The 14,029-nt window shown below is 73.1% G+C and carries 10 protein-coding genes; 5 read left to right on the top strand and 5 right to left on the bottom strand.

Translation table 11 applies throughout. From position 1 onward, the window contains the following. Positions 1-53: 53 nt before the first annotated feature. From QQZ14_RS14660 to QQZ14_RS14645, 4 genes are all read left to right on the top strand, one after another. Positions 54-308: a hypothetical protein gene (locus tag QQZ14_RS14660; protein ID WP_284535077.1), complete on the top strand. Its 255-nt coding sequence runs from the start codon at positions 54-56 to the stop codon at positions 306-308. A 105-nt stretch (positions 309-413) separates the two neighbouring features. Continuing rightward, a complete protein-coding gene (locus QQZ14_RS14655; RefSeq protein ID WP_284535076.1) occupies positions 414-3,629 on the top strand; it encodes a response regulator in 3,216 nt (1,071 codons plus the stop codon). Further along, the gene (locus tag QQZ14_RS14650; RefSeq protein ID WP_284535075.1) at positions 3,626-4,876 is read left to right on the top strand and encodes a hypothetical protein; all 1,251 of its coding nucleotides are present in this window, start codon (positions 3,626-3,628) and stop codon (positions 4,874-4,876) included. The genes QQZ14_RS14655 and QQZ14_RS14650 overlap by 4 nt, the downstream gene beginning before the upstream one ends. 99 nt (positions 4,877-4,975) lie before the next feature. Beyond that, entirely contained in the window at positions 4,976-6,073 is a 1,098-nt protein-coding gene (locus QQZ14_RS14645) for a Glu/Leu/Phe/Val family dehydrogenase (RefSeq protein ID WP_284535074.1), read from the top strand. 154 nt (positions 6,074-6,227) lie between these two features. Here QQZ14_RS14645 and QQZ14_RS14640 read toward each other — a convergent pair whose 3' ends face one another. The 3 genes from QQZ14_RS14640 to purF form a co-directional block, all read right to left on the bottom strand. Next, positions 6,228-6,416 carry a DUF3073 domain-containing protein gene (locus QQZ14_RS14640; RefSeq protein WP_284535073.1) on the bottom strand — a complete coding sequence of 63 codons (189 nt, stop codon included), beginning with the start codon at positions 6,414-6,416 and terminating at the stop codon, positions 6,228-6,230. A gap of 150 nt (positions 6,417-6,566) precedes the next feature. Next, positions 6,567-7,643: a phosphoribosylformylglycinamidine cyclo-ligase gene (purM, locus tag QQZ14_RS14635; RefSeq protein ID WP_284535072.1), complete on the bottom strand. Its 1,077-nt coding sequence runs from the start codon at positions 7,641-7,643 to the stop codon at positions 6,567-6,569. A gap of 26 nt (positions 7,644-7,669) precedes the next feature. After that, entirely contained in the window at positions 7,670-9,214 is a 1,545-nt protein-coding gene (purF, locus tag QQZ14_RS14630; RefSeq protein WP_284535071.1) for an amidophosphoribosyltransferase, read from the bottom strand. 95 nt (positions 9,215-9,309) lie between these two features. On the opposite strand from purF, the gene QQZ14_RS14625 reads away from it, so the two are divergent. Further along, positions 9,310-11,151 carry a sensor histidine kinase gene (locus QQZ14_RS14625; protein WP_284535070.1) on the top strand — a complete coding sequence of 614 codons (1,842 nt, stop codon included), beginning with the start codon at positions 9,310-9,312 and terminating at the stop codon, positions 11,149-11,151. Positions 11,152-11,166: 15 nt separating this feature from the next. Here QQZ14_RS14625 and QQZ14_RS14620 read toward each other — a convergent pair whose 3' ends face one another. Then, positions 11,167-11,652 carry a (2Fe-2S)-binding protein gene (locus QQZ14_RS14620; protein WP_284535069.1) on the bottom strand — a complete coding sequence of 162 codons (486 nt, stop codon included), beginning with the start codon at positions 11,650-11,652 and terminating at the stop codon, positions 11,167-11,169. A 10-nt stretch (positions 11,653-11,662) separates the two neighbouring features. Beyond that, on the bottom strand, positions 11,663-13,960 hold the full coding sequence (locus QQZ14_RS14615) for a molybdopterin cofactor-binding domain-containing protein (protein WP_284535068.1): 2,298 nt from the start codon (positions 13,958-13,960) through the stop codon (positions 11,663-11,665). Between the last annotated feature and the right edge of the window lie 69 nt (positions 13,961-14,029).

Raw genomic sequence — 14,029 nt, 5'->3', positions numbered from 1 at the left:
TGACTCACAGCAGGGCGAGAACCGTCCGCGCGAATCAAGGAGACAAGCAGGACATGCAGACCACCACCTGGCACGTCGACATCGAGCTGTCCGACGACGGGGACGAGGTCACCGCGGTTGCGAAGCTGCGGGCTGACGAGTCGAGCGCCGCACCCAGCATCGGTCTCGGCGCCGTCCACCACGACGACCTGGGCCGCGATCCTGCTCCCGAGTTCGCCCTCGCCGCCCGGCGCTCCCTGGAGAGCCTGAGCACCGCCCTCGGCTACTACTCCCACTCCGAGCAGTACGCTGACACCGACCAGGCCTGACCCGGGCCCGAGCCGGCGGGCCTGACCCGGGACCGACCCGCGACCGAGCGACGCGTCCCTCCGCGAACGGCTCACATTCCTGGGGCCGTGGGCGATGATCGGTCCATGAGCTCGGAGGGGTACGACGTCGCGGCCGGTGAACCCGGCCCCGATCTGCGTCCCTTCGAGCTGCTCCCCGACGGCATCTTGATCTTCGACGACGCGGGCGTCACGACCTACGTCAACCAGCGGATGGCGCGGATGCTGGGCCGCACCCGACCGGAGCTGGTCGGGATGCCCATCGAGAGCCTCTTCGACGAGCAGGGCCGCCGCGATTTCCGGCAGTGGCTCTCCGTGATGGTCGCCACCGGCGAGGGCCGGGACAACTTCGACGCGTTCTTCTACCGGCCCGACGGGTCCACCGTCTGGGGCCTGGTCAGCTATGTGCCGATGCACGACGCGACGGGGCGGCGGACCGGCTGGCTGCACCGGGTGGCGCCGTACACCGAGCGCAAGCAGCTGCTCGACCGGCTCGTGGTCCGCGAGCAGCAGCTCGCGCAGGCCCAGCACATCGCGCGGCTGGGGAGCTGGGAGCGCGACGTGCGCACCGACGAGATGACCTGGTCCGACGAGCTGTACCGGCTGCTGGGACTGGCGCCCCAGGAGGTGCCCTCCTCGATCGATCGGCTGCTGTCGTTCGTGCACGCCGACGACCGGGAGAAGGTCCGCGCCGCCGCCCGCGAGGCGACCGCGGCGGGCACCGAGTACGCCTACGAGGCCCGGATCCTCCGGCGGGACGGCTCGCTGCGATGGGGTCGGGTGATCGGGTACGTCGAGCGCGACGCCGACGGCAACGCGGTGCGCACCGGCGGCACCGTCCAGGACATCACCGACCTGCGGACCGCCGACGAGCACGCCGCCGAGGCCACCCGGCGCCTCGAGCTGCTGGGGCAGATGGCCACCGCCGCGAACCTCGCGACCTCCCTGGAGGAGGCGCTGGTGCTGATGGCGCACGGCCTGCCCGAGCGCACCGGGTGGTTCGCGCTCGGCGCCTGGGCCTGTGACGACGAGGGGAGGTTCGAGCCGGTCGAGCTCGCGTCGCCGCCGCGACCGCCCGTCGACGTCGCGGTCGACGTCGACCTCGCCGAGCGGGCCAGGTCGACCGGGACCGTCGTCGTCGGCCCGGCTCCCGGGCTGGAGCAGACCCACAGCCTGGTGGCGTTCCCCGTCGCGATCGGCCCCACGGTGGTGGGCGTGGCGGAGCTGCTCGCCGACGAGGTCCCGCCCGACGAGAACGCCCGCCAGCTCATCGACCAGGTGGCCACCCAGCTCGCGGTGGTCGCCGAGCGCGAGCGCAGTGCCGCCCAGCTCGCCGAGGCGCGCGACGAGGCCATGGAGGCCTCACGGCTGAAGTCGGAGTTCCTGGCGACGATGAGCCACGAGATCCGCACCCCGATGAACGGCGTCATCGGGCTCACCGACCTGCTGCTGCTCACCGAGCTCGACGACCACCAGCGCCGGCTGGCCGAGAACCTGCAGGGCGCCGGGCTCACGCTCCTGGGGATCATCAACGACATTCTCGACCTGTCCAAGATCGAGGCCGGCAAGCTCGAGCTCGAGACCGCCGACTTCGACGTGCGGGCGGTCTTCGACCAGGTCGCGTCGGTGCTCAGCGGGCCCGCGCACGGCAAGGGCCTCGAGCTCGTGGTGGCCTGCCACCCCGACGTACCGACCCAGCTGCGCGGCGACGCCGTACGGTTCGGGCAGATCCTGACCAACCTCGGGTCGAACGCCGTGAAGTTCACCGACCGCGGCGAGGTCGTGATCCAGGCGCGGATCGTGGCGGACTCGGGGTCGCAGGTCGTGGTGCGCGTCGACGTCGCCGACACCGGGGTCGGCATCGAGCCGGAGGCCCGCGAGCGGCTCTTCGACGCGTTCACCCAGGCCGACCCGTCCACGACCCGCCGGCACGGCGGCACCGGGCTGGGGCTGGCGATCTCCCGCCAGCTGGCGACCGCGCTCGGCGGCGAGATCTGGGTCGAGAGCGTGCCGGGGCGGGGCAGCACGTTCTCCTTCACCGCCCGGTTCGGCCACGGCTCGGGCACCCCCGCGCGGACCCGCGACTCCGCACGTCAGCTCGCCGGGCACCGGGCGCTGATCGTCGACGACAACGAGACGAACCGCTTCATCCTCGACCAGCAGCTCTCGGCCTGGCGGATGCGGCCGGTGGCCGTCGAGTCCGCCGCCGAGGCCGTCGCGACCCTGCGCGAGGCCGCCCGCTCCGGCGAGCCGTACGACGTGGCGCTGCTCGACCTGATGATGCCCGGCACCGACGGCCTGATGCTCGCCCGCCAGATCGGCTCGGACCCGACCCTGGGCGCCCCGACCATGCTGCTGCTCACCTCGGACCAGACCGTGACCCGCCAGGAGGTCGAGGACGCCGGCATCCAGGCGTCGCTGAGCAAGCCGGTGCGCCACGGCGAGCTGCGCGGCGCGCTGCTGGCGCTGATCGGCGGCGTCCCCGAGCAGCGCGCCCCGTCCTCACCCAGCACGCCCGGCCTGGGCGTCCGGATCCTCGTCGTGGAGGACAACGAGGTCAACCAGATGGTCGCCGCGGGGCTGCTGAAGAACCTCGGGTGCACCGTCGACGTCGCCGGCGACGGCGTCGAGGCGGTCGACCTGCTCACCCGCCCCCACGAGTACGCCGCGGTCCTCATGGACTGCCGGATGCCCCGGCTCGACGGCTTCGACGCGACCCGCCAGGTCCGCCGCCACGAGCCCGTCGGCCGGCGGGTGCCGATCATCGCGATGACCGCCTCGGCGATGGAGGGCGAGCGGGAGCGGTGCCTGTCCGCCGGGATGGACGACTACCTCACCAAGCCGGTCGACACCACCGAGCTCGAGCGGGTGATCCGCGAGTGGGCGCTCCCGGAGGCCGGTCCGGCCGCCGGTGCGGCCGAGGAGGACGGCGCGCCGGTCGGCCCCGAGGACGGCGTCCTCGACCCCGACCGGATCGCGATGCTCGACGGCCTGCGCAAGGACGGCATCAGCTTCTTCGAGCGCACCGCCGCGTCGTTCATGGGCCGGGTCGGCGACCAGCTGGTCGCGATCCGCGACGCGGTCGCCCGCGACGACGCGATGGGGCTGCTCACCTCCGCCCACCAGCTCAAGGGCAGCGCGCTCAACCTCGGTCTCCCCCGGGTCGCGACGGCCGCGCAGCGGCTCGAGACGCTCGGCATCGAGGGCCGCACCACGGGCGCCGGGCCGCTGCTCGCCGAGCTCACCGCCGACGTCGAGGTCGCGGTGGCCGCGCTGCAGCGGGCGACGACCCGCAAGCGATGACCCCGGACCCGCCGAGCCTGCTGCCCCGGTTCGCGGCGGCCGGACGCCGCCGGCCCGTGGACCTGGTCGTCCCCAGGTCGTCCCTCGGCGAGGTGGTCGCGCCGTACGCCGCGGCCACCGGCCCCGGTCCCGCCTTCGAGCTGGCCTCCGGCACCGACCGGCTGGCGGCACGCTGTGACGGCCGGACCGCGTGGCTGGAGGTGACCACCGGCGGCCGGACGAGCCGGCACCGGTCCCGGCGCCACGGCCGCACCGGTGGGCCGCCCCGCGAGCTCGGCCTGGCCCTGACCGGCACCCACGCCAGCGTGCTGACCCGCGGCCCCGGGCCGTGGGTGGTGCGCGCCCGCGCCGACCTGCGCGGGCGCGTCGACACCCGCGACGGGGGCTGGCTCGCGGGGCTGGTCAGCGACGCCCCGGTGTCGGGCCGGTTCGGCCAGCTCGGGCTGCGCGACCTGCGCCTGGTCGAGAGCCCGCCCGGCGGTCCCGTGCTGCTCTCGGCGACCAGCGCCGGCCCGGGGTTCTTCGACACCGCGCACACCTCGCTGTGGGAGCTGGACCCGGCGACCCTCGGGCTCACCCACGTCTCGGACCTGTTCTTCCGGCGGCCCGACCGCCCGGGGGTGTTCGGCGACCATGCGACCCACGTGCTCCGCGACGGCGACGGGTGGCTGGTCGCGACGAGCACCTGGGGCGACTTCGACCCGCGCCGGCCCGCGGTGGGCGTGACGCTGGCCCGCACCGCCGCCGACCTGCGCACCGGCGTGCACCTGCTCGACACCGAGCCGCTCCCGCTCCCGGTCGACGGGCTGCGCTCGGTCGGGGTCTGGGACCCGCACCTGGTGCGCACCGGCGACGGCTGGCTGGTCGGGTTCGTGAGCGCCACCGAGTTCTTCCGGTTCCACCCGGCCCTGGCGGCCGGCCCGACGCTGGACGACCTGACGCTCCAGGGCGCGGCCACCGGCCTGACCCAGGCCGAGGGCACCACGCTCGCCCACCTCGGCGGCGACTGGCGGGTGCTGGCGAGCGACCAGGAGGCGCGGCGCTACCCCGTGTTCGACCTCCGGATGCGCGAGACCGGCGAGCTGTGCGCGCCGTACCCCACGAACATCCCGTGGCCGACGTTGGTGCCGCTCGACGGCTCCTGGCTGCTGGTCGGGTTCAACGGACGGCCCCAGGGCGGGCCCGTCGCGGGCTACGGAACCCACGGCGATGTTGTGTTGTGCCGGACGATCCCACAACCGGCCTGATCGGGCTACCGTGTGAGGCAGGACACGGCGCCATCCCTGCCGGGTCCCCCTGACCGCGCCACACCACCCCCGTGGCCGAAACGAAAGTGGGCACCATCCATGTCTGCACCCGCTGTCACCCCTGCTGACGTGTTCGAGCTGGGCTCCGGGCACGAGCAGGTCGTCTTCGCCAACGACCCGGCCACCGGCCTCCGCGCGATCATCGCGATCCACTCCACCGCGCTCGGTCCCGCCCTCGGCGGCACCCGCTTCTACCCCTACGCCTCGACCGCCGACGCGGTCCGCGACGTCCTCAACCTCTCGCGCGGCATGTCCTACAAGGCCGCGCTCGCCGGGCTCGACCTCGGCGGCGGCAAGGCCGTGATCATCGGCGATCCGACCACCCAGAAGTCCGAGCCGCTGCTGCGCGCCTACGGCCGCCACGTGCAGTCCCTCGGCGGGCGCTACTACACCGCCTGCGACGTCGGGACGAACTCGACCGACATGGACGTGATCGCGCGCGAGTGCTCGTTCGTCACCGGCCGGACCGTGGCGCACGGCGGCGCCGGCGACAGCTCGGTGCTCACGGCGTACGGCGTGTTCCAGGGCATGCGTGCGGCCGCGACCGTCGCGTGGGGCACGGCCTCGCTCGAGGGCCGGGTCGTCGGCGTCGCCGGCGTCGGCAAGGTCGGCCACCACCTCGTGCGCCACCTCGTCGAGGACGGCGCCACCGTCGTGGTCACCGACGTGGACGCCGCGGCGGTCGAGCGGGTCCGCGGCGAGCACCCGTCCGTGCGGGTCGTGGCGTCGACCGAGGAGCTGGTCGCCTCGACGCTCGACGTCTACGCGCCGTGCGCCCTCGGCGGGGCGCTGACCGACGAGGTCGTCGAGGGGCTCTCGGCCCGCATCGTGTGCGGCGCGGCCAACAACCAGCTGGCCCACCCCGGCGTCGAGAAGGCGCTCGAGGAGCAGGGCATCCTCTACGCCCCCGACTACTGCGTGAACTCCGGCGGGCTGATCCAGGTCGCCGACGAGCTCGAGGGCTTCTCCTTCGAGCGCGCCCACCAGCGCGCCACCGGCATCTTCGACACCACGCTGAGCGTGTTCGAGCGCGCCGCGTCCGACGGCGTACCGCCCGCGATCGCCGCCGACCGGCTCGCCGAGCAGCGGATGCGTGAGGTCAGCCGGCTGCGGGGGATGTGGCTCAGCGCCCGCTGAGGTGTGCGGAGTGTTGTCGTTTGGTCACCAACCGCAGCTCGGATCGGTCCAGAGTCGTCGTTGGTGACCAAACGACAACACCGCTGAGCACACCGACCACACGATGACGGGTCAGGAGAGCCGACGCGCCGGTGGCTCCACGATCAGAAGACGCTCAGTCGCGCGCGGGACCCGTGTAGTCCGACCACTTCTCGAGCACTTCCGGCTCGACCTGGTCGGTGTCGTCATCGTCGCTTCGCCCGTGCAGCTCGTTGGCCAGGGCCCCGAAGTCCGTCTCGTGAGTGCGGTACTTCAGGTCGCGGGCGACCTTCGTCTGCTTGGCTTTCGCTCGGCCGCGCCCCATAGGGTCAGCCCCCTCGCACGCTCGGCCGGGGCACATGGCACCCGGGCTGTCTCAAAGTTTTCTCGTGGGGGCAACGCTACCTGCTGGGCGGGTGTTCCCGCACATCCGTTCGGTGTTTTCGACCCTCGAGACCGGGAACCGGCCCGAAACTCACCAGCCGGGGTGCTGTCCGACCAGCTCGACCCCCCCGCCGCGGGCGGTGTCGCCGCCGAGGTCGGCGCTGACCTCACCGGCGATCCAGGCGCGTACGCCGTGCTCCCCGAGGACCGCGATCGCCGCGTCGGCGTCCTCGGGGTCGGTCAGCGCGACCATCCCGACGCCGCAGTTGAGTGTCGCCTCCAGGTCGGGCTGCGGGACGTCGCCGACCCGGCGGACCAGGTCGAACACGGGCGCGGGGGTCCAGGTACGGCGCTCGATCGTCACGGTCAGCTCGACGGGCAGCACCCGCTCGAGGTTGGCGGCCAGGCCGCCGCCGGTGATGTGCGACATCGCGTGGGTCCGGGTGCGCTCGGCGAGGTCGAGGCACGCCTTCGCGTAGATCCGGGTCGGCTCGAGCAGCTCCTCGCCGAGCGTGCGACCGAGCTCGTCGACGTGCCCCTCCAGGGGCAGGCCGGCCTTCTGGAGCAGCACGTGCCGCACCAGGGAGTAGCCGTTGGAGTGCAGCCCGGAGGCCTCCATCGCGATCACGACGTCCCCGGGGCGCACCCGGCCCGGTCCGAGCAGCTTGTCCGCCTCGACCACGCCGGTGGTCGCACCCGCCACGTCGTAGTCGTCGGGCCCGAGCAGCCCGGGGTGCTCGGCGGTCTCCCCGCCGATGAGCGCGCACCCGGCGAGCACACAGCCCTCGGCGATGCCCTTGACGATCGCGGCGATCTTCTCGGGGTCGACCCGCCCGGTGGCGATGTAGTCGGTCATGAACAGCGGCTCGGCGCCGCAGACCACGAGGTCGTCGACGACCATGCCGACCAGGTCGAAGCCGATCGTGTCGTGGACGTCCATCGCCTGCGCGATCGCGACCTTCGTGCCGACCCCGTCGGTCGACGTCGCCAGCAGCGGGCGGGTGTAGCGGGTCAGCGCGGAGGCGTCGAACAGCCCCGCGAAGCCGCCGAGCCCCCCGATCATCTCGGGCCGGCGGGCCTTGTCGATCCAGCCCTTCATCAGCTCGATCGCCGTGTCGGCGGCCTGGATGTTGACGCCGGCCTCGGCGTACGCGTTCGACTCGCTCACGGGAGCTCCTCGTCGGGGTCGATCGGTCAGGGGTTGTTCAGGACGGGCAGCGACTTGCCGTACGTCGGCGCCTGGATCGAGGACTCCAGCAGGTGCTTGCCGAGCAGGCTCTCGTCGGGCAGCGCGATCGGGTACTCGCCGGTGAAGCACGCCTGGCAGAGCCGCTCGGGCTGCTGGCCGGTGGAGTCGACCATCCCCTCCAAGGAGATGTAGCCCAGGCTGTCGGCGCCGATGCTGGCCGCGATCTCCTCGGGCGTCAGGCCGTTGGCGATCAGCTCGGCGCGGGTGGCGAAGTCGATGCCGTAGAAGCAGGGCCACTTGACCGGCGGGCTCGAGATCCGCACGTGCACCTCGCGCGCCCCGGCCTCACGCAGCATCCGGACCTGGGCGCGCTGGGTGTTGCCGCGCACGATCGAGTCGTCGACGACCACGATCCGCTTGCCGCGGATCATGTGCTCCAGGGCGTTGAGCTTGAGCCGGATGCCGAGCTGACGGAGCGTCTGGCTGGGCTGGATGAACGTGCGCCCGACGTAGGCGTTCTTGACGAACCCCTGCCCGAACGGGATGCCGCTCTCCTCGGCGTACCCGGCCGCCGCCGGGGTGCCGGACTCCGGCACCGGGATCACCAGGTCGGCGTCGACCGGGAACTCGCGGGCCAGCTGGCGGCCCATCTCGACCCGGGACTCGTGGACGCTGCGGCCGCTGATCGTGGCGTCGGGGCGGGCGAGGTAGACGTACTCGAACACGCACCCCTTGGGCGCGGCGGGCGCGAACCGGTGGGAGCGCAGGCCGTTCTCGTCGATGACGAGCAGCTCGCCGGGCTCGACCTCGCGGACCACGCTGGCACCGATGGTGGCGAGCGCGGCGTCCTCGCTGGCCACCACCCAGCCGCGCTCCAGGCGGCCGAGCACCAGCGGGCGGATGCCCTGGGGGTCGCGCGCGGCGTACAGCGTGTTCTCGTTCATCCACACGAAGCAGAACGCGCCCTGCAGCTGCGGCAGCACCTCGAGCGCGCGCAGCTCCAGCGAGGTGTCGGGGTGGTGCGCGAGGAGCGCGGTCACCAGCCCGGTGTCGTTGGTGGACGGCTCGGCCGGGCGGGTGTGCAGCTCGAGCTCGTCGTCGGGTCCCGGGAGGTCGACCACCATCTGGGCCAGGTCGTGGGTGTTGATCAGGTTGCCGTTGTGGCCGAGCGCGATCGAGCCGTCGGCGGTCGGCCGGAACGTCGGCTGCGCGTTCTGCCAGGTGCTGGCGCCGGTGGTGGAGTAGCGGCAGTGGCCGATCGCGAGGTGGCCGTTGAGCGAGGCGAGCGTGGTCTCGTCGAAGACCTGGGAGACCAGGCCCATGTCCTTGTAGACCAGGATCTGGCGGCCGTTGCTGACCGCGATGCCGGCGGACTCCTGGCCCCGGTGCTGCAGCGCGTAGAGGCCGAAGTAGGTCAGCTTGGCGACGTCCTCGCCGGGCGCCCAGACGCCGAACACGCCGCAGGCGTCCTGGGGTCCCTGCTCGTGGGGGTCGAGCGCCGCGGTCAGCCGGCCGTCGCCTCCCTTGCGGGGGCTGCTCTCGAAGGGCACATGGGGAGTCTATGGCCCGGGTACCGCGTGTCCCATTCGGCGTCTCGCCGTTGACCGGGCAGAAACGGGCACCCTCCCCGTCTCACGCCCGTAGCATGAGGCGAGCGACCACCCACCGACACGAGGACCCATTGACTCGGGAGACCCCCCAGGACCCGCCGGTCACCAGCGCGCCCGCGAGTTGGTCCGATGCCCCGTCTCGGGACGCCCTGCAGCTGATCGCCGAGGGCGTGACCCAGCTGGCCGGGTTCGGGGTCGCCGCGATCAGCGCCGTCCGTGAGGACGGCAAGATGGAGGTCATGGCGGTCGCCGGGAGCGACGCCGCCCGGGTGCAGCTCCAGGGCCGGCGCACCCCCGTGGACCGCCTCACCGGCGAGCTCGAGAAGGCCGACGACTGGGGCCTGCTGCGCTTCGTCCCGCACGAGCGGCTGGACCCCAGCGCCGGCGAGGACTGGGGCTGGGTCCCCGACATCGACCCGATCGACACCGCCGACGCCTGGCACCCGCTCGACATGCTGGTCGCACCGCTGTACGACGACGACGGCGCCCTGCGCGGCTCGCTGGCCATCGACCTGCCCGTGGACGGGCGGCGACCGGGCCGCGGGCAGCGCGCGGTGCTCAACCAGTACGCCGAGCAGGCGCGCCGAGCCGTCCTCGTCGCGCTCGAGCGCGAGCGGCTCGCCGAACAGGTGCGGATGGCCGACGCGGCCCGCAGGATCGTGCGCACCGCGACCGCCCAGCTCAGCCTCGACCGGATCGTCGCCGACAGCCGCGAGGCGGTCGTCGAGGGCTTCCGGGCGGCCGGGATGTGGCTGCAGACCTTCGACCGCGACGACCACGGCGGGGCCCGGGGCGAGATCTACTCCTCCGACGGCAGCCACGTCCACCTCACGCCCGAGCTGATCACGATCGCCGAGGGCGCCGCCCGTCTGGCGTGGGAGCGCCAGCAGGTGTCGGTGGTCGCCCCCGACCGCGAGTTCGGGCCGACGATCACCCCCGAGCAGGGTGAGGTGGTGCTCGCATTCCTCCGTGAGATCGGGGTCGAGTCGCTGCTGTTCACGCCCCTGGGAGCGGGACCCGAGTGTCTCGGCAACCTGGTGCTGACCCGGGCGGCCGGCGCCCCGGAGTGGACCGAGGCCGAGGCGACCGCGGCGCTCGACATCGGCCACGACCTGGGCCGCGCGATCCTCAACGCCCGGATCTTCGAGCGCGAGCACGAGCTGGTCGAGGAGCTCCAGGAGCTCGACGCCTACAAGGGCCAGCTGATCGCCACCGTCGCCCACGAGCTCAAGAACCCGCTCACCTCCGTGATGGGGCACCTCGAGATGCTCGAGTCCTCCCCCGACCTCTCCGGCACCACCCGCACCTCGCTCAACGCCATGGACCGGGGCGCGCGGCGGATGGTGCGCGTCATCGACGACCTGCTGCTGTTGTCCAAGGTCGGCGACCCCGACGACACGGTGATCGCCGCCCCGGTCGACCTGGCCCGGATCGTCGACGACGTCGTCGACCTGACGATGGTCGCCGCGAAGCAGAAGCAGCTCGACGTGACCGTCACGCTCCCGGACGAGCCGGCCTACGCGCTCGGCGACCACGACGAGCTCGACCGGGTCGCCGCCAACCTGGTCAGCAACGCGGTGAAGTACACCCGGGCCGAGGGCGCCGTACGGATCGGCGTCGAGCGGGTCGGCAACGACGTGCTGCTCACGGTCGCCGACGAGGGCATCGGGATCTCCCAGGACGACCTGCTCCGGCTCGGCACCGAGTTCTTCCGCTCGTCCAACCCCGAGGCGGTCGCCCAGCCGGGCACCGGCCTGGGTCTGGCGATCGTGCGCCGGATCGTCGACCGGCACGGCGGTCAGATCGAGATCGAGTCCGAGCTGGGTCGCGGCAGCACGTTCCGGGTGTGGCTGCCCGCGGCCGACACCGGCTCCTGAGCCGCCGGCACCGCCTCACATGCGCCGCTCGCCCTGGGCGATGGCCTCCCGGATCCGGGTGTAGGTGCCGCAGCGGCAGATGTTGCGGATCGCGTCGAGGTCCGCGTCGGTGACCGACCGGCCCTCCCGGCGTACCTTCCGCACCAGCGCGACCGCCGCCATGATCTGGCCGGGCTGGCAGTAGCCGCACTGCGCGACGTCACGGTCGAGCCAGGCCTGCTGCATCGGGTGCAGGTCGGCCCCGGCCGCCTCACCGGTGTCGGCCAGCCCCTCGATCGTGGTCACCCGGTCGTGGGGCCGCAGGTCGCCGACCCGCACCGAGCACGGGTTGAAGGCGCGGCCGTTGAGGTGGGAGGTGCAGGCCTTGCAGACGTTGATGCCGCAGCCGTACTTGGGCCCGGTCACGCCGAGCAGGTCGCGCAGCACCCACAGCACGCGCACGTCGTCGTGGACGTCGACAGTGACGCTCCTGCCGTTGAGGACGAAGGTCTGCCGGGGCATCAGCGGCTCCTCACCAGGCCAGCTTGCGGCCGTTGGTCGGGGACTGCGGGACCGGCGGCACGAACGGCTTCACCCGGAACGCCAGCGGGTCGCGGTGGTTGACCGGGAAGTACGCCGGCACCTCGCCGGTCGCGCGGGCATAGGCGCACGCGACCGCGGCGAAGGTCGCCGCCACCCCGGCCTCGCCGGCCCCGCCGGGCTGGCCGCTGTCCGAGGGCATCACGATCACCTCGACCTCGGGCGGGGTGTTCCACTGCCGGGTGTAGAAGTAGTTGTCCCAGCTGGCCTCGAGGAAGTGTCCGTCGCGCAGGTGCATGCTCGAGGTCAGGGCGAGTGCGATGCCGTCGTTGATGCCGCCCTGCATCTGCGCCTCGAGGCCGCGCGGGTTGAGCACCAGGCCGACGTCGACGGCGAACACGGCCTTGGTGACCCGAGGGCCGCCCACGCCGTCGCGGATGTCGCGCCCGGTCTGCTCGGGCCGGCAGTCGATCTCGACCAGGCACGCGCTGCAGCCCTTGTACTCCTTGTGGATCGCGATGCCCTGGGCGGTGCCGGTGGGCATCGGCCGTCCCCACCGGCCGGCCTCGGCGACCGCGTCGAGCACCGCCCGGACCCGGCCGTTGCGCAGGTGGGCGCGGCGGAACTCGTAGGGGTCCTGGCCCATCGCCTCGGCGAGCCGGTCGACCGCGAGCTCGCCGGCGGTGCGGACGTCGGGTGAGTAGATGTTGCGCATGCTGCCGGTGTTGAAGCGGTCGTCGGTCTCGGTCAGCGTCTGGGTGATCGCCCCGAAGTCGTAGGGGACCTCCTGGGTGAGCTCGAAGACCGTCTCGGCGAAGCCGAGGTTGCCCAGGCCGGTGGGCAGGTCGGCCGAGCGCGCGGTGATGATCTCGCCGAGCCCGTGGCGGAAGTCGGTCTCGACGCTGGTGTGGCTCTGCTGGAACGCGAGCACCTGCCCGCCCGCGTGCACGGCGCGCACCCGGCTGGTCGCCATCGGGTGGCCGCGGCCGACCCGGGCGTCGTCGGCGCGGTGCCACATGAGCTTGACCGGCTTGCCCATCGCCTGGGAGATCTTCGCGGCCTCGAGGGCGCCGTCGAAGAACAGCCGGCGCCCGAACGACCCGCCGCCCTGGACGACGTGTACGGTCACGGCATCCTGGTCGAGCCCGAGGGCCTCGGCGATCCGCGCCTGGGCGGTGATCGGCGACTTGAGGCCGGCCCAGACGGTCGCGCGGTCCGCGCGGACGTCGGCGATCGCGGCGTTGGTGTCCATCGCGGAGTTGCTGCGGAAGTAGAACAGCACGTCGACCTCGACGGTCTGCGCGAGCGGCGTGTCCGGCAGTGCGGGCAGCGGCAGCTCGGCCGCGCGGAGCTCCTCGACGATGTCGGCGTCGGAGAGCCCGGCGACCGGGCCGTCGGCCCAGGCGACGTCCATCGCGCGGATCGCTTCGATGCACTGGCCGAAGGTCTCCGCCCGCACGGCGACGCCGGTGTCGACGAGCGCGACGTCGCGCACGCCCGGCATCGCGAGGATCGTCCGCTTGTTGCGCAGCCGCCGGGGGGTGCCGTTGAGGGTGGGCGCGCGGCAGACCATCGTCGGCAGCGCTCCGGGCACCCGCAGGTCGGTGGCGAACCTCTTGCGCCCGGTCACGGCGTCGCGGGCGTCGATGCGGCCGTGGCCGACCCCGACGACCCGGAACTCCGCCGGGTCCTTGAGCCGCACCCGCACCGGCCGGGTCGTGCGGCTCGCGGCCGCGCGCGCGAGCTCGGCGTACGTCAGCGAGCGGCCGTCGGGGGCCTGGATCACCCCGGCGCGGGCCCGCAGGCTCTCGACGGTGTCGCCGAGCTGGATCGCGGCGGCCTCGAGCAGCGCGCCCTTGGCGACGGCCGCGGCGACCCGGATCGGCGTGTACGTCGAGATCGTGGTGTTGGAGCCGCCGGTCAGCTGGTTGAACAGCAGCTCGGGCCGGGCGTCCGCCAGGGTGACCCGCACCTTCTCCACCGGCAGCTCGAGCTCCTCGGCGATCAGCATCGCGGTCGAGGTGGTGATGCCCTGGCCGACCTCCATCCGGGGCAGCTCGAACGAGGCGGTGCCGTCGTCATGGACGGTGACCGTGATCAGGTTCGCGGTCGGGGTCGCGGCCTCGGTGAGGAAGTCGTTGAGGTCGTACAGCTCCGCCGGCTGGGGCACGCCCGGCGCCGCGCCGGCGGGCGAGCCGAGCAGGTCGGCGGCCGCGACGAGCGTCGTGCCGGCCACGACGAAGCCGAGGAACGACCGGCGGTCGATCCCGGACGCCGGAGTGGCGTCCACGTGGTCCCGAGTCACACCGGCCCAACGACGCGATGTGGCAACGGTCACGGCGCCGAATCCCTAGGATCG

The organism is Nocardioides sp. T2.26MG-1, assembly GCF_950101795.1.
GTDB lineage: Bacteria > Actinomycetota > Actinomycetes > Propionibacteriales > Nocardioidaceae > Nocardioides.
The sequence above is the reverse complement of the archived record's forward strand: the minus strand, read 5'-3'. Positions and strand labels throughout refer to the sequence as shown.